This window comes from Mesorhizobium muleiense (assembly GCF_900099905.1).
GTDB lineage: Bacteria > Pseudomonadota > Alphaproteobacteria > Rhizobiales > Rhizobiaceae > Mesorhizobium > Mesorhizobium muleiense.
Genome location: NZ_FNEE01000012.1, coordinates 45,707 through 59,952, shown reverse-complemented (window position 1 = coordinate 59,952; position 14,246 = coordinate 45,707). Strand labels below are relative to the sequence as shown.

Here is a 14,246-nt window from a genome sequence, read left to right as displayed (position 1 = left end):
CACCTACCGGTCGCGGCGTTCGGTGATGAGGCGCGCGCTGCGGTCAAATGTTGCATAGGCCCAAGCCCAATCGAGGAAGACACCGGTGCGGTTGCGGAAACCGACAAGGAACCACAGATGCGCGAAGCTCCAGAGCAGCCAGGCTAGGAAACCGCGCAGTTGGATGGGTCCCAAATCCGCGACGGCGGCCTTGCGGCCGATCGTGGCGAGATTTCCGTAGTCGGCGTAGCGGAAAGGTTCTGCCGTCCGCCCGGCAAGTCGCGCCTTGATGAGGTCTGCCACATAGCGGCCCATTTGCTTCGCGGCAAGGGCGACGCCCGGAACCGGACTGTCGTCCTTGCCCTTTACCGAAGCAGTATCACCGATGACATAGAGGCCTTCGCGGCCGGGCACATGCAGATGTTCGTCGACAACGACGCGGCCGGCGCGATCGGCCGCGACGTCCAGCCATTTCGCCGCCCTCGAGGCCATGACGCCGGCAGCCCAGAGCACACAGGCTGAAGCGACGCGTTGCCCATCCGCGAGCGCGACGCCATTGTCGTCGCACTCCGTAACCGCGGCGCCGAGCTTGACCTCGACGCCAAGCTTTTCGAGCTGCGATTTGGCCGATTGCAAGAGCTTCTCCGGAAATGCGGTGAGCAGCCGTTCGTCGGCCTCGACAAGTACAACCCTTGCGGTCGAGGAATCGATGTTGCGGAAATCGCGAACGATCGCTTTGCGCGCGAGTTCGATGATGGCGCCCGCGAGTTCGACGCCGGTGGGGCCGCCGCCGACAACCACAAAGGTAAGGAGTTTTTCCCGAAGAGCCGGATCGTCGGTCACTTCTGCCTTTTCGAACGCGGTCAATATGCGGGCGCGAATTTCGGTGGCGTCGCCTATGGTCTTGAGGCCGGGAGCATTTGCTTCCCAGGCGTCGTGACCGAAATAGGCGTGGCGGGCGCCGGTGGCGATGATCAGGTAATCGTAGGGAATTCGCCTGCTGCCGGTCAGCACAGTCCGCGCAGCGGTGTCGACGCCCTCCACCTTTTCCATCAGGACGGTTGCATTCTTCTGGCTGGCGAGGACGCGCCGGATCGGCATGGCGATCTGCGCCGGAGATAGGCCGGCCGTCGCCACCTGATAAAGCAGCGGCTGGAACAGATGATAATTGCGGCGGTCGACGACAGTGATATCGACCGGCGCGTTGCGCAACCCGAGCGCTGCGTTGAGGCCGCCGAAGCCCGCGCCGAGAATGACGACCCGCGGCCGGCGCGGTGGAAGCGCATCTGTCTTGGCCGGCGTCGCTTCCAACTCTGCCAAGATCATCACTTCTTCGCTGGATTGCCGCAGCATTGTTCACGCTCCGCGACGGAAATAGCCGTCGACCAGATAGTCCAACGATACGACGCCTGCGCCGCGAGCCAAAATGAGCAGCAGCAGCGAACTCCACATGAGGTGTTCGCCCCAGTGTCCCGGATAGACGAAGATCTGGATCACCGCGACTACCCCGAGCAGCATCAGCGCGCCGAGGCGCGAGAACAGGCCGAGGAAAAGCAATGCGGCGCCGATGATTTCGGCGGCTGTCGCGAGCGGGGCCGCCAGCGCCGGCTCGATCAGCGGCAGATCATATTCAAACGCGAAAAGCTGTAGCGTTACCGGCCAGGAGGCGAGCTTGGTCTGCGCCGATTGCCAGAACACGTGGGCGACCGCGACGCGACCCGCCAGCTGAACGAGAGAAAGGGGTATGCTGTCCGCCAGGTTCAGAGCCCTGCGGTAGGCGGCGGCTAGGCTGCGGCCACTGGTTGAAGGCATTTCGCGGGTCACGCTCATTGGTCTCTCCATTTTCGTTTACTGCGGGTGGTCGAAGCCGATGCCGGTCACCAAGCCTTCGCCGAACAGGCTGACGAGGGCGCCGAGGACATCGAACATCGGTTCGTGCGTGAGGGCGCGTGAAACGGCCCTCTCCAGGCCGAGGCCCTTTTTCAGAGAATGGCGGAATGAGAACTGGGCGCTCGTGAGGCGCGCGAAGCGTACATTGTCGCCGTGCCTCCAGAGCGCGATGCGCTCGGCTTTTCGCTGCCAGACATCAGCTTGATCCGGAACGCCTCCGTTCTGATGCGCCGACCAGATCGACAGTACCGGCCAATGCGACATAACGAGGCGCAAGGATGGCTGGAGCATCAGTTCGGGGGTCGAGCTCGAGGCTTCGCCATCCAAAGCCGCCAGGTTCAGGGCCGGCAGTGATGCCGCATCAAGCGCCTCGGCGATCGCCCATTCAAGCCGCGCCGTTTCCGCGACGAAGGGCATTTCGGCCAGACCTTCGAAGGTCCCGAGGAAGCGCGGGAAGTCGGAGCCATAGCGCACCAGCCTTGGCTCGCCGGGTGGATGCTGACGAATGAACTCGCTTGCGGCATAGCGGAAGAACCGCTCGTCGACCATGCGAACGACGACTGGGAATACGGCCATCAGCGTCGCTGTCAGCGAGGCGCGGGTATTGTTCTCATAGATGCGCAGCCGTCGGCATGGATCGGCGCGGCCCGCTGAGACGAGCGACGAAAGGCCGAATTGCGGGTTGCCAAGCACGGACTGCGCTATGATGTTCTGCAGATGTTCAAGCGGCAGCATGGCGGATCCTCCTGGCGTCACGGTCTGCAGCGAGGCGCGCGGGCTTGATCGCATCGAAAGCGGCAAGCACCGGCATCTGCCCGCGCGGTGCATCGCGTTCGAACGGAACGACAATGCCTGGAGCGGACTGCTTCGGCGCGGAAACAGGAAGGGAATCCTGCCGCTTGCGGAAGGCGATCGAAGCGGCAAGCATATCCGCCCACATTGCTTCGCCCAGCAGCACGTCGAGCACGGGCACGTCGGTATCCCATTCGATCAGGGTGGGGCGTGGGCCGAATTTCTCGATCGCGCCGGCATAGAGTGACCACACGGCGGACGGCACGCGCGAGCCGTGGTCGTCGATCAGGACCGTGTCATCGCCAACGTCGTTGACGGCATGGCCTGCCAGATGGATCTCGCCGATCGCCTCGGCAGGCAGCACTTCGATGAACGCAGCCGCGTCGAAGCCGAGATTGTGGGCGGAAACGTAGACGTTGTTCACGTCGAGAAGCAGGCCGCATCCCGTGCGCTTCACAAGTTCGGCCAAGAACTCGGCCTCCGTCATCGTCGAACCGCTGAACTCGATATAGGCAGAGAGATTTTCAATCAGGATGCGGCGCTTCAGAGTGTCCTGAACGAGCTTGATATTGTTGGCGACGATCGCGAGCGCTGCTTCGTCGTAACGGAGTGGCAAAAGGTCGTTGAGGTAGGCGCCGTCGGCGCCGCTCCAGGCGAGGTGTTCGGAAACAAGATCGGGTTCGAAGCGCACGCATACCTTGCGCATGCGTTCCAGATGGTCGCGGTCGACGCCGGAAGCGCTGCCGAGAGACAGCCCTACGCCGTGAACAGAAAGGGGGTAGGTCTCACGCAGGTTTTCGAGCGCGGCGACGGCAGCAGAACCGCCCATGTAGTTTTCGGCATGAACCTCCAGCCAACCCGCCGACGGCCGGCGGCTAAGCATTTCAGCATTGTGCGGCGAGCGAAGACCGATGCCCGCGGCTTGCGGAATTGGGAGGGTGGGAAGCTTATTGGGCATCAGTCGTCTCCATTTGGGTTGCGTGGGAGTGGATCAGGCCTTGGGTTCGGTGCTGCCGCTGGCAAGCTTTCCGCAAGTGCCGGCCGGCACGTAGATCCATGCGTCGGACTGGTTGTCGGCCGTAGAGGTCCCGGCGCAAGAATGCGTGGCAGTCTGGCAATCGTTCTGGCCGGCCTTGACGACGCCGTAGCACTTTTCGAACGAGAACTCCGGTTGAGCGGCCGGACCGGCGAAGGCAGCGCTGGCGGCGAGCGTGGTAGCCGCGGCCAAAGCCGAGCCGATGAGCGATTTGGTATTGATCATGATTTTCCGTCTCCTGGGTTTGTGTTTAGTTCAGACCGGCGATCAGCCCGTCTGAAGCCACTCTCTTCGATCGCAGCCATCAACTGAAATGCTGTCCTGGCATGGTTTCGATAGACGCGCTGTATGCGCCGGCTGCATGAAAAGAGCCCTCCGGGAGGGTTGCCGGAGGGCTCAGCAAACCGGCATCCAGAGGGGGATAATGCCGGCCGGGAGTTGTGTCAGAGATAGCGTTCGTGGATGTCCACCGTCGAACGCTGTCCGATGTGGTTATAGTTGGCTTCGAGCCATTCCTCGGCGCGTTCACGGCCGCGGTCGCGAAGATCCGTAAGCAGGCCCCAATCGGCATTGAGCTTGCTGGAGACGCCAAGCTTTTTCATGGTCTCGTCATCCGAAATGCCGTGGACGAAGATGCGCTTGAGGTCGAGCGTCTGGCCGGCCTCCGAGTCGATCAGTTGCGTGACGAAGGCGATCGCCCGCATTTCCCGCAAAAGCGAAGAGTTGAAGCTTATCTCGTTGATGCGATTAAGGATATCCGTCGCCGAGCGCGGCAGTTCGGCGCGTTCAACAGGATTGATATGTACGATCAGCACGTCCGGCGTGTCGCAGGAATAGATCAGCGGGAAGATTGCCGGATTTCCCATATAACCGCCGTCCCAATAGGCCTCGCCGTCGATCTCGACGGCTTGGAACAGGAACGGCAGGCATGCCGACGCCATGATGGCGTCGATCGACAGCTCGTCATTGGAGAAAACCTTGACCTTCCCGGTCCGCACATTGGTCGCGCAGATGTTGAGTTTCAGAGGACAGCGCGACATGCGGACGGCATCGAGATCGATAGACTGCTCGAGAACGTTTTTCAGCGGATTGAAATTCAAGGGATTGAACTGATAGGGCGACATCAATCGCGTCACCATGTCGAGCATCAGGAAGGCCGGGGAGTATTCGAGCGAACGCGACCCGGTCATCTTGTCAAGCAGGCTCGGCTGCAGGGGGCTGAAGGCCGCCGCGTGGCTGACGCGGCGCCAGAAATTCGCAAGCGCCTTCTGCGCGCCGCGCCGTCCGCCTTCGGCGAGCCCGTAGGCAAGCACCGCCGCGTTCATGGCCCCGGCGCTGGTGGCGACTGCCCCCTCGAGGGACAAGTTCTCCTCGTCAAGGAGCCGATCGATGACACCCCATGTGAAGGCGCCGTGCGCGCCTCCGCCCTGAAGCGCGAGGTTGATCGTCCGCTTCCCGCGGACCACGCTGGCCGCGGCCGGTTCCGATTGGCTGGAGGCAAGCTTCACAACGTCGGCATGAGTGTTCATCGGGTACCCTCCTCGCGTAAAATTGCAGAAATTTGACGATGACGGTGCGCTCAGTGCGCAGTCCAGCCGCCGTCGATCGGCCGTAAATTTCCAATTGGCCGCAGCACCGCTGGCCCTGTCGCCGATGGCGCTCGGTCTCGTTTATTTCGTATTTCTGCCGTCGATGCTGACAACCCCGCTCGCCGGCCGAGTGGCAAGGCGGTTCGGCCCGGCCAGCGGCATTGTCCTGACGCTCGGAATCGCCATCGCCGGCCTTCTGGCGCTGCTCACTCCAAATCTGCCGATCGTTCTTGCGGGCATGGCGCTGATTGCCATCGGAACATTCTTGGCGCAGGCGATCACGACCGGCCATGTCAGCCGCGTCGCCGCCCGCGACAAGGCCGCTGCGAGCGGTATCTATCTTGCTTCATACTATTCCGGCGGGTTGGTCGGCAGCTTTGTCCTCGGCCAGGTCTATGACCGGCTCGGCTGGACCACTTGTGTTATTGTTCTCGTCGCCGCCCTGATCGCGGCAACGATAATCGCCCGCCCGCTGACGGCGCCACGCGTCTGATCCCGCTTCACCTCGACGTTTACCGCCGCTCATGAGCGGCGGCATTTTCCATGGAACCTGCCAGCCATACGCCGCACTCATCAATTCAGGCAGCAAACGGCATTATCAATCCGTCGAGCCTTTCCGCATCCTTTCTTCCAGCCTGTCAAAGGACCGGCTTCACTCACGGAGAAAGAAAAATGATCAATTCAGTCAAATCGACCCTCGCGTCGACGGCGCTTGTCCTGACGCTTGCCACCCCGGGGTTTCTGGCCCAGGCCAATGCTGAGACGGCGTCCGACGGCGTCGTTACAGTCAAGAGCGGCTATTCGGTTGCAGAGACCGTGTCGCGGATCAAGAAGGATGTCGCCGACAAGGGCATCACGTTGTTCGGTGTCATCAACCAAGCCAAGCTCGGCAACGCCGCCGGCAACGTCGTCAGGCCGTCGCGGCTCATCATGTTCGGCAACCCGGCACTCGGCACGACCTTCATCACCGCGAACCCGAAAGCCGGCCTCGACTGGCCGGTGCGCGTCGTCGTTTACCAGACGGCTGATGGCTCGGTCTACGCGGCCTACACGGACTTCGACTACATCGCCAGGCGCCACGGTATCGAAAGCCGCACTAGGGAATTCAAGATGGCGACCGAAGTGATCCAGTCCGTCACCTCCAGCATCGAGAAATGATCCTTGAAGCGGGGCCGGCCTTCCGGCTAGCGGTCCGGCCCCGAAAGTTTTGCGCCGCCACGGATTTAGTTCCTATGACACGTAACACCCTCGTACCCAAGCATCAGACATGACCGGAACGACAGCTTCCCCTGAATTGCGGGCAACGGAGAGACTGGGACAGAAGGTCAGCTCAGGGTCATGGGCGTGAATTTGGCCGGTCGCGAACGAACCACCGCCAAGGGTCATCTTTCGCCCTTCCGCACCGGTGCTGAGTGTCAGATTTTTCCACCTAGAACCACATATCGCGCACGCAGCGACCATCGCCCGGCAGGTCCTCGAATGTGTGGAGACCATCGAAATGGTCGATTGGCAAGTCGGCGACGGTGTCAGGCGGCGCAAGCCTCACATTGACGGCGATCCGCGTGCGACCGGCGGCACTGGCGCGCAAACCACGCCAGGCCAGCACACAGGCGCATGTCGGACAGAACAGGATCTCGAGCGACGGGGCATCCTTTCCGGAGCGCGTGTAAGCACTTGTCGGTCCCGCAAGACGGATGCGTTCGTCGACATAATCGTAAGCCCATAGCGCGCCATAGCGGCGGCAAAGCGTGCAGTTGCAGGCTGTGATCGAGCCGGGATCGCCCTCCAAAGTCCAGTGGACCGCGCCACAATGGCAGGTTCCGGTCAGCATTCGTCCTCCTCACCTTCTGGCAGCAACATGAGCAGTGTTCCCCAACATTGTGGCGGACCCGGCGCGATATTCAACAGACTTTGGGCGGCCTGATGCGCTCGCCGCTTTGGCAAGATGTTCGTTGTCTTGCCCAACATCCTTGCCTTCGTGACAGGCATTCGCCATGAAGGCAGATGACTTTGCCAGCCAGCACACGCCAGCGGCTCGACGAACTCCTCGTCGCGCGCGGCCTGTTTCCCAGCCGCTCTCGCGCCCGCGACGCGATCGAGCGCGGCACCGTGATGGTTGACGGCGTCATCGCCCGCAAGCCCGGCCAGACCGTCCGGGCTGATTGCCTCATAGAAGTCGATGATCCGGCGCACGGCTATGTGTCCCGTGCTGCGCTGAAGCTGATCGCCGGGCTCGACTATTTCGACCTCGATCCAGCCGGCAGCGAAGCGCTCGACGTCGGCGCCTCGACCGGAGGCTTCACTCAAGTGCTGCTCGCACGCGGCGCGGCGCATGTCACGGCGATCGATGTTGGGCATGGCCAGATACATCCGGATATCGCCGGCGATCCGCGTGTGACGGTCATCGAGGGATTGAACGCCCGTGATCTTTCGACCGCCGATCTTGCCGATCGAATTCCAGATTTTATCGTCTCCGACGTCAGCTTCATCTCGTTGAAACTGGCGCTGCCGCCGGCGCTCGCCATTGCCAGGAGCGGCGCCAAAGCAATATTTCTGGTCAAGCCGCAATTCGAGGCGGGCCGCGAGGCGATCGGCAAGGGCGGCTTGCTGAAAGATCCATACGATGCCGCGCGGGTTGCCGGCCTGCTGCAGGATTGGTTGGACGGCGTCCCCGGCTGGCGCTCGCTCGGACTGCATCTGTCGCCGATCGAAGGCGGCGACGGCAACCGCGAGTTCCTGCTCGCCGGGATCAAGGACGCCGGTATCGAGAACAGGGGGATCGGAGGCCGATGACCGCGCGCTTCACGATCGCACGGCTGGGCTCCCAGGGCGACGGCGTCGCCGAAACCGAAACCGGCGAGCTTTTCATTCCGTTCACGCTGCCCGGTGAAACCGTCACCGCCGCGCGCGAAAAGGACCGTGCCACGCTGATGTCGGTGCTGGAGGCTTCGGCGCTTCGCATCGACCCTGCCTGTCGGCATTTCACCGAATGCGGCGGCTGCGCCATCCAGCATCTCGAGGCCGAAGCCTATCATCGGTGGAAGCGTGACAAGGTTGCGCATGCGCTCAACAGCAAGGGCATCACTTGCGACATTGACGCGCTGGTGCCGTGCGCGCCGCAGACGCGTCGGCGCGTCGTGTTCACCGCCAGGCGCAGCGAGTCCGGCATGCTGCTTGGCTTCGTTCGGGCGTTGTCGTCCGAGATCATTTCCATTGAGGAATGCCCGATCTCGCTGCCCGAGATCGTCGCAATGCTCGACCGTCTGAGAGCACTCGCCGAATTGGTTTGCGCCACGACGAAATCGTTCCGCATGACGGTCACGGCGACCGGTTCCGGCCTCGATGTCGCGGTTCACGAGTCCGGCAAGCTCGGCGAGAACCAGCGCCGCGTCGCCTCCAATTTCGTCATCGCCCAGGGGCTGGCCAGGCTTTCGATCGATGGCGAGATCATCATCGAGCCCAAAAAGCCGGTTGTCACGTTCGGCAGCGTCGCCGTCGCGGTGCCGCCGGGCGCTTTCCTGCAGGCGACCGAGGCCGCCGAGCAGGCGATGGCCGACATCGTCGGCCGGCACCTCGCGCGCGCCAAAAAGGTCGCCGACCTCTTCGCCGGCTGCGGCAGCTTCGCGCTGCGCCTCGCCGCCAGGTCGGAGGTCCATGCGGTGGAGGGGGATGCGGCAGCGCTTTCGGCGCTCGACCGGGCATTCCGTTTCGCCAGCGGTCTCAAGCGGGTGACCAGCGAACGCCGCGACCTGTTCCGGCGGCCGCTCACTTCGAGGGAACTGAATGCCTTCGACGGCGTCATCTTCGATCCGCCCCGCGCCGGCGCCGAAGACCAGTCGAAGCAGATTGCCCGTTCCGACGTGCCGCTGGTCGCCGCGGTTTCCTGCAATCCGGTTACGCTGGCGCGCGACTTGCGCATCCTCCTCGATGGCGGCTACGCCCTGAAAAGCGTGACGCCGATCGACCAGTTCCTGTGGTCGCCGCATGTCGAGGCCGTCGCGCTTCTGGAGAAGCCGAAGCGAAGGCGGTAGCGGGTCCGCACTTGTTGAGCTTGAATTTCGCGTAAAATGAGCATACTTTGAATGTGTTCTGTTCAAAATGTGCTAGGAAACTGTTATGAATACCGCAGCTCTCGATATCAGAGCATCGCGCTTTGGCGATGAGCGGACGCCATTTCTTTCGGCAAGACGGGTGGCTGAACTGCTGGGCGTCAATCTGACCGAACTGGCGGGCCTGATCGGCGTCGCGCGCAACACGCTTGCCGCCAAGACCGGCGCGCGCAAGGTCGACGCCGCATTGAGTCCGATTGTCCGTATCCTTGCGATGGCAGGCGAGATGGCCGGCGATGAACAGCGTGCGGCGATCTGGTTCAAGCATCAGCCGATCCCCGGCTGGGCGGGAAAGACCGCCTACGATCTCGTTCGAGAGGGCAAGACGGACAAGGTGCTTGCCTATCTGGAGGCAGTCCGCTCCGGCATCTATGCCTGAAAACAGACTGAGCCTGTGGCGCGCCTTCGTGCCGCGTTGGGCGCATCTGCCGCTTTCCGGCGAAGGAGCAGCCCGCTTTGGCGGTCGCTGGAATCCAGTCGGCGCCCCGACGATCTATGCCGCGGGCGAATTGTCTACGGCCTGGGCGGAGTACAATCAGGGCTTTGTTCAGCATCCGGCGCTGATTGCGCAACTCGCACTTTCAGGCGCGCGCCTGGCCGACCTTACGGACGCTGATGTGCTGACCAGGCTCGGCGTGACGGCGGACATTCACCGATGTGAATGGCGCGACATCATGGATCAGGGCCTTGTGCCTGAGACGCATACGCTGAGAGATCGCCTGATTGCCGATGGGCAGCATGGCGTGATCTACCCGTCCTTCATGTCGCCCGGCGGCACATGCGTGGCGCTGTGGCGATGGAACGAGAGCAACACACCCCGTCTGAAGGTCATCGATCCCGACCATCGCTTGCCGAAAACGGCGGCTTCATGGCTTTAATGCATGTCGCGCAAAAGCATGCCCTTGGGCCTGGACCCGAGGGTGTGAAGCGGTTTTGCGATAACGACATGCATAAAACAACACCCTAAAGCGCGTCGCATGAGGCCGGTCAAACGCGACGCGCTTTAGGGCAGTTCTAACCGGCCGCGCCGCCGCGCTTCGGCCAACACACCCGCGTCCATTTCTTCCAACGTCTTCGGCCTGTCTCTATGGGGCAGGGATCCAAACACGTCTTCTGGCCGTGTCTCGGCGAAGACTGGTGCAGGCTTCAGTAGCACGCCCTCCCGAGTATCTTCGACCAGAAGACGTGTGCCGGCGTCCCATTCCCTCCGCTTGCGGATCGCGCTGGGCAGGGTGACCTGCCCCTTGGTCGAGACGGTGGTTACGAGTCTTTCCGGGTTGGCCATCGCGGCGCATCCTCTGCATGTAAGACAAAAACCGCAGCTTCCGTCAAACCCGCGTTCCGCCAACCGTCATCTGGTTCATCCTGAGGTGCGGCTGGCCGACGCCGACCGGCACGCCCTGGCCGGCCTTGCCGCACATGCCGATGCCGGTGTCGAGCTTCATGTCGTTGCCGATCATCGCAACCCGATGCATGGCATCCGGCCCATTGCCGATCAGCATGGCGCCCTTGATCGGCTGCGTCACCTTGCCGTCCTCGATCATGTAGGCCTCGGTGCAGCCGAACACGAATTTTCCCGAGGTGATGTCGACTTGGCCGCCGCCGAAGGAGACGGCATAGATGCCGTTCTTGACCGAGGCGATGATTTCGTCCGGCTCCATGTCTCCTGAAGTCATATAGGTGTTGGTCATGCGCGGCATCGGCTGGTGCGCGTAGCCTTCGCGCCGTCCGTTGCCGGTGGCGTTCATGCCCATCAGCCGGGCGTTCTGGCGATCCTGCATATAGCCGACAAGCTTGCCGTCGTCGATCAGCACATTGCGGGCCGACGGCGTGCCTTCATCGTCGACGGTCAGCGAGCCGCGCCGCTCGGCCATGGTGCCGTCGTCGACGACGGTGACACCTTTTGCTGCCACCTGCTGGCCCATCAGCCCGGCGAAGGCCGATGTCCTCTTGCGGTTGAAGTCGCCTTCCAGCCCGTGGCCGACGGCCTCGTGCAGCATCACGCCCGGCCAACCGCTGGACAGCACGATGTCAAAGGTGCCGGCCGGCGCCGGGATGGCCTCGAGGTTGACCAGCGCTTGCCGCAGCGCTTCCTTGGCGGCGTGCTTCCAGCTGTCCTCGACCAGGAATTCGCCAAAGCCTTTGCGTCCACCCATGCCGTAGGAGCCGCTCTCCTGGCGGTCGCCGTCGCCGACCACCACCGACACATTGATCCTGACCAGCGGGCGGACGTCGCGCACCATCTGGCCGTCGGCACGCACGATCTCGACATGCTGCCAGGAGGCGGCGAGCGACGCCGTCACCTGTCGCACGCGCGGATCCTCGGCTCGCAGCCACGCATCGATTTCCTGAAGGAGCTTGGCCTTGGCCTCGAAGGAGGGCGAGGGGATCGGGTTGTCGTCGCCATAGAGATGGCGGTTGGTGCGGGCCGGAGCCGCAGCAAGCGTGCCGGAGTAGCCGCTCTTGACGGTTGACACGGCGTCGGCCGCGCGTAGCAGCGACGCTTCCGAAAGATCGCTGGAATGCGCGTAGCCGCTCGCTTCGCCGGCGACCGCGCGCAGGCCAAAGCCTTGGTCTGTGTTGAAATTGGCGGTCTTCAGCCGGCCATTGTCGAACATCAGCGCTTCGCTCTCGCTGTATTCGAGGAACAACTCGCCGTCGTCGGCGCCGTTGATGGTCTCGGCGACGATCTGCTTGATGCGATCGTCGGAAATGTCGAATTGGCCGATCAGGCTGTTCATGGCGCGGTCCGTCCGTGGAAAGAGATTGTCCTCACGATGTAGGCGCGAAGGTGCGCCCAGACAATCGGCAATGACCATTGTCTGTACATGACCCCGAAAATCGGAATCGATTTTCGGAAAGGATCATGCGCAAAATCGAAGCGCTACAGCGTCCTTTGCGCGCCCTTGAATGCGCGGCGCTGTAGCCAAAGGCGGTCACAATCTCATTTTCGTCAGCAGGGTTTGGGCCTCACGCCCCGCCTCAAGGCAGCGCGGCGAAACCGTCGGCGAAACCCTTGAGCTCGACCGGAATGCCGATGCCTTCCTCCGGCGTCTGGAAGACGATGAAGGTGGCCGACGTTCCGGTTTTCAGCGTGTCGAGCAGCGGCTTTTCGAGAATGACCTCGGCATAGCAGCCGTCCTGGAAGCAGCGCACGAAATAGGCCCGGCCGATGTCCTTGCCGTCGACATTGAGGCCGAGCCCGTTGGGCAGCAGCACGCCGAGCGGCGCCAGCACGCGCAGGATTTCGGCCTTGTTGTCGGCGGTGCGCAGCACGACGACGGAAAGCCCCATCTCGGGACGGTCTTCGGCGACGACGTTCTGCATCATCACGCATTGTTCCGAGGTGGCGCCAGCCGGCGTGTCGCAGATGATCGACCATGCGCCATGCGTCGTCCGCACCTTGCCGCTTGGCTGCGCGGCATTGGCCTGGCTGACGCCAAACGAGCCAACATAGGACAGGCCGATCCCGGACAGACCAACGCCAGATAGGCCAACGCTACACACGGCAGCGAGAAGGATGGCCTTTGCCAAGCTTCTAGAAAGCCCAAGTCCCCAAAGCCAAGAGTTCATGACGGCTCCATTGCGAATCACGGCACTTTAAGCCGCGCCAAGGGCAAGTAAAGGATGAGACCACTGCCGGCCTGCCTCGACCAAGGCAATTGTGCGCTTTTCCGTGCCAAATTCGCCCGAATTGCGACGGCCCGGCGCATTTTGCCGGGACACTCCGCCGCTCGGGCATTCGCGGGTCCGACACCGCCGCGGCCGCCGCCACAAGGCGCAGCCGCGCTTGCGCGCAAAAATGCCGCACGGTTTCCCCCGCTCCTTTCTTGCAGAGGCAAATAGAGTATGGTTTGAACCAGCCTCGGGACTATCCGGGATTCCCGTCCCGGCGTTGTTCGATATTCTTGCGGTCCGATCGCGAGGAACTGGGAGATAATGACGGCAATGAGAAAATTCCTAGCAGGCGCCAAACTCCTGGCAAGCGCTGCCGCCACACTGTTCACCGGCGCGTCCGCCCATGCGGCCCAGCCTGCGCCGTGGGAGATGAGCTTCCAGCCCGCCGCCACCGACATGATGCGGCAGATCGCCTGGTTCGAGGGCTATACGCTGTGGTTCATCGTGCCGATCACCCTCTTCGTGCTCTTTCTCATCGCCTATTGCATCCTGAAGTTTCGCGCGAGCGTCAACCCGACCCCGTCGCGCACCAGCCACAACACGCTGATCGAGGTGATCTGGACGGTTGGGCCGGTCGTCGTCCTGCTCCTGCTCGCCATCCCTTCGTTCCAGCTCCTGACCGCGCAATACACACCGCCGGAGGAAGCCAAGCTGACCGTCAAGGCGACGGGAAACCAGTGGAACTGGGATTACGAATACCAGACCGAAAACACGCTTTCCTTCAACTCGGCGATCCTGGCGGATTCTGACCGCGCCGCGGCCGGCAAGGAGGACCGCGGCGCTTATCCGCGCCTGCTCGCCGTCGACAACGAGATGGTGGTGCCGGTCAACACCATGACCCGGGTACTGGTGACGGCGGCAGACGTGATCCACGCCTTTGCCATGCCGTCCTTCGGCATCAAGACCGACGCGGTTCCGGGTCGCATCAACGAGGTCTGGTTCAAGGCGGAAAAGGAAGGCCTCTATTACGGCCAGTGCTCGGAGCTCTGCGGCAAGGACCACGCCTTCATGCCGATCGCGATCCGCGTCGTCTCCGACGCCCAGTACAAGACCTGGCTGGCAGCAGCCGGCACCGACCTTCCCGGCGCCAACAAGGCGCTGATGGCCGAGGTCGACGGCAAAGACAAGGTAGCGGCCGCCGGCAACTGATGCCGCGACCAGAAAAGATCAGGG

17 protein-coding genes are annotated in these 14,246 nt (G+C 62.7%); 7 read left to right on the top strand and 10 right to left on the bottom strand.

Annotated features, from left to right (window positions below; genetic code table 11):
* Positions 1-3 precede the first annotated feature (3 nt).
* The 6 genes from BLT09_RS20390 to BLT09_RS20365 form a co-directional block, all read right to left on the bottom strand.
* A complete protein-coding gene (locus tag BLT09_RS20390; protein WP_236473223.1) occupies positions 4-1,305 on the bottom strand; it encodes an NAD(P)/FAD-dependent oxidoreductase in 1,302 nt (433 codons plus the stop codon).
* 30 nt (positions 1,306-1,335) lie between these two features.
* Positions 1,336-1,791 (bottom strand): DoxX family protein, encoded by a 456-nt coding sequence (locus tag BLT09_RS20385; RefSeq protein ID WP_236473235.1) that lies wholly within the window; start codon positions 1,789-1,791, stop codon positions 1,336-1,338.
* 36 nt (positions 1,792-1,827) lie between these two features.
* The gene (locus BLT09_RS20380; protein ID WP_091595991.1) at positions 1,828-2,604 is read right to left on the bottom strand and encodes an HvfC/BufC N-terminal domain-containing protein; all 777 of its coding nucleotides are present in this window, start codon (positions 2,602-2,604) and stop codon (positions 1,828-1,830) included.
* Positions 2,591-3,619 carry an MNIO family bufferin maturase gene (bufB, locus tag BLT09_RS20375; RefSeq protein WP_091595989.1) on the bottom strand — a complete coding sequence of 343 codons (1,029 nt, stop codon included), beginning with the start codon at positions 3,617-3,619 and terminating at the stop codon, positions 2,591-2,593. The genes BLT09_RS20380 and bufB overlap by 14 nt, the downstream gene beginning before the upstream one ends.
* A gap of 33 nt (positions 3,620-3,652) precedes the next feature.
* Positions 3,653-3,922: a BufA1 family periplasmic bufferin-type metallophore gene (locus BLT09_RS20370; protein ID WP_091595987.1), complete on the bottom strand. Its 270-nt coding sequence runs from the start codon at positions 3,920-3,922 to the stop codon at positions 3,653-3,655.
* A 218-nt stretch (positions 3,923-4,140) separates the two neighbouring features.
* Positions 4,141-5,226, bottom strand: a complete 1,086-nt coding sequence (locus BLT09_RS20365) for a patatin-like phospholipase family protein (RefSeq protein ID WP_091595985.1) — start codon at positions 5,224-5,226, stop codon at positions 4,141-4,143.
* Between the two features lie 94 nt (positions 5,227-5,320).
* On the opposite strand from BLT09_RS20365, the gene BLT09_RS20360 reads away from it, so the two are divergent.
* Both BLT09_RS20360 and BLT09_RS20355 read left to right on the top strand, forming a co-directional pair.
* Positions 5,321-5,779, top strand: a complete 459-nt coding sequence (locus BLT09_RS20360; protein WP_413468396.1) for an MFS transporter — start codon at positions 5,321-5,323, stop codon at positions 5,777-5,779.
* 179 nt (positions 5,780-5,958) lie between these two features.
* Positions 5,959-6,444, top strand: coding sequence for a DUF302 domain-containing protein (locus BLT09_RS20355; protein ID WP_091595983.1), 486 nt, complete (start codon positions 5,959-5,961; stop codon positions 6,442-6,444).
* A gap of 271 nt (positions 6,445-6,715) precedes the next feature.
* Here BLT09_RS20355 and BLT09_RS20350 read toward each other — a convergent pair whose 3' ends face one another.
* Positions 6,716-7,117, bottom strand: a complete 402-nt coding sequence (locus BLT09_RS20350; protein WP_091595981.1) for a GFA family protein — start codon at positions 7,115-7,117, stop codon at positions 6,716-6,718.
* A 173-nt stretch (positions 7,118-7,290) separates the two neighbouring features.
* Here BLT09_RS20350 and BLT09_RS20345 point away from each other — a divergent pair, with 173 nt between their 5' ends.
* The 4 genes from BLT09_RS20345 (at position 7,291) to BLT09_RS20330 (ending at position 10,273) form a co-directional block, all read left to right on the top strand.
* Positions 7,291-8,079 (top strand): TlyA family RNA methyltransferase, encoded by a 789-nt coding sequence (locus BLT09_RS20345; RefSeq protein WP_091595979.1) that lies wholly within the window; start codon positions 7,291-7,293, stop codon positions 8,077-8,079.
* Positions 8,076-9,317 carry a class I SAM-dependent RNA methyltransferase gene (locus BLT09_RS20340; protein WP_091595977.1) on the top strand — a complete coding sequence of 414 codons (1,242 nt, stop codon included), beginning with the start codon at positions 8,076-8,078 and terminating at the stop codon, positions 9,315-9,317. Before BLT09_RS20345 ends, BLT09_RS20340 begins: the two co-directional genes overlap by 4 nt.
* Positions 9,318-9,402: 85 nt before the next feature.
* Positions 9,403-9,774, top strand: coding sequence for an antitoxin Xre/MbcA/ParS toxin-binding domain-containing protein (locus BLT09_RS20335; RefSeq protein WP_027152353.1), 372 nt, complete (start codon positions 9,403-9,405; stop codon positions 9,772-9,774).
* The gene (locus tag BLT09_RS20330) at positions 9,740-10,273 is read left to right on the top strand and encodes an RES family NAD+ phosphorylase (protein ID WP_413468401.1); all 534 of its coding nucleotides are present in this window, start codon (positions 9,740-9,742) and stop codon (positions 10,271-10,273) included. The genes BLT09_RS20335 and BLT09_RS20330 overlap by 35 nt, the downstream gene beginning before the upstream one ends.
* Before the next feature lie 125 nt (positions 10,274-10,398).
* Here the strand turns inward: BLT09_RS20330 and BLT09_RS20325 are convergent, their stop codons facing one another.
* The 3 genes from BLT09_RS20325 to BLT09_RS20315 form a co-directional block, all read right to left on the bottom strand.
* A complete protein-coding gene (locus BLT09_RS20325) occupies positions 10,399-10,680 on the bottom strand; it encodes an AbrB/MazE/SpoVT family DNA-binding domain-containing protein (RefSeq protein ID WP_091595973.1) in 282 nt (93 codons plus the stop codon).
* Between the two features lie 43 nt (positions 10,681-10,723).
* The gene (gene tldD / locus BLT09_RS20320) at positions 10,724-12,136 is read right to left on the bottom strand and encodes a metalloprotease TldD (RefSeq protein WP_091596184.1); all 1,413 of its coding nucleotides are present in this window, start codon (positions 12,134-12,136) and stop codon (positions 10,724-10,726) included.
* A gap of 241 nt (positions 12,137-12,377) precedes the next feature.
* On the bottom strand, positions 12,378-12,968 hold the full coding sequence (locus BLT09_RS20315) for an invasion associated locus B family protein (RefSeq protein ID WP_031254969.1): 591 nt from the start codon (positions 12,966-12,968) through the stop codon (positions 12,378-12,380).
* 375 nt (positions 12,969-13,343) lie between these two features.
* Here BLT09_RS20315 and coxB point away from each other — a divergent pair, with 375 nt between their 5' ends.
* The gene (gene coxB, locus BLT09_RS20310) at positions 13,344-14,222 is read left to right on the top strand and encodes a cytochrome c oxidase subunit II (RefSeq protein WP_091596182.1); all 879 of its coding nucleotides are present in this window, start codon (positions 13,344-13,346) and stop codon (positions 14,220-14,222) included.
* The last annotated feature ends 24 nt before the right edge of the window (positions 14,223-14,246 follow it).

What these genes read in the sequence shown, in the direction of transcription:
- bufB (WP_091595989.1), bottom strand. Translation starts at nt 3,619, where the DNA reads ATGCCCAATAAGCTTCCCACCCTCCCAATTCCGCAAGCCGCGGGCATC.
- BLT09_RS20350 (WP_091595981.1), bottom strand. Translation starts at nt 7,117, where the DNA reads ATGCTGACCGGAACCTGCCATTGTGGCGCGGTCCACTGGACTTTGGAG.
- BLT09_RS20380 (WP_091595991.1), bottom strand. Translation starts at nt 2,604, where the DNA reads ATGCTGCCGCTTGAACATCTGCAGAACATCATAGCGCAGTCCGTGCTT.
- BLT09_RS20345 (WP_091595979.1), top strand. Translation starts at nt 7,291, where the DNA reads ATGACTTTGCCAGCCAGCACACGCCAGCGGCTCGACGAACTCCTCGTC.
- tldD (WP_091596184.1), bottom strand. Translation starts at nt 12,136, where the DNA reads ATGAACAGCCTGATCGGCCAATTCGACATTTCCGACGATCGCATCAAG.
- BLT09_RS20365 (WP_091595985.1), bottom strand. Translation starts at nt 5,226, where the DNA reads ATGAACACTCATGCCGACGTTGTGAAGCTTGCCTCCAGCCAATCGGAA.
- BLT09_RS20370 (WP_091595987.1), bottom strand. Translation starts at nt 3,922, where the DNA reads ATGATCAATACCAAATCGCTCATCGGCTCGGCTTTGGCCGCGGCTACC.
- BLT09_RS20385 (WP_236473235.1), bottom strand. Translation starts at nt 1,791, where the DNA reads ATGCCTTCAACCAGTGGCCGCAGCCTAGCCGCCGCCTACCGCAGGGCT.
- BLT09_RS20390 (WP_236473223.1), bottom strand. Translation starts at nt 1,305, where the DNA reads ATGATCTTGGCAGAGTTGGAAGCGACGCCGGCCAAGACAGATGCGCTT.
- BLT09_RS20325 (WP_091595973.1), bottom strand. Translation starts at nt 10,680, where the DNA reads ATGGCCAACCCGGAAAGACTCGTAACCACCGTCTCGACCAAGGGGCAG.
- coxB (WP_091596182.1), top strand. Translation starts at nt 13,344, where the DNA reads ATGAGAAAATTCCTAGCAGGCGCCAAACTCCTGGCAAGCGCTGCCGCC.
- BLT09_RS20335 (WP_027152353.1), top strand. Translation starts at nt 9,403, where the DNA reads ATGAATACCGCAGCTCTCGATATCAGAGCATCGCGCTTTGGCGATGAG.
- BLT09_RS20315 (WP_031254969.1), bottom strand. Translation starts at nt 12,968, where the DNA reads ATGAACTCTTGGCTTTGGGGACTTGGGCTTTCTAGAAGCTTGGCAAAG.
- BLT09_RS20355 (WP_091595983.1), top strand. Translation starts at nt 5,959, where the DNA reads ATGATCAATTCAGTCAAATCGACCCTCGCGTCGACGGCGCTTGTCCTG.
- BLT09_RS20340 (WP_091595977.1), top strand. Translation starts at nt 8,076, where the DNA reads ATGACCGCGCGCTTCACGATCGCACGGCTGGGCTCCCAGGGCGACGGC.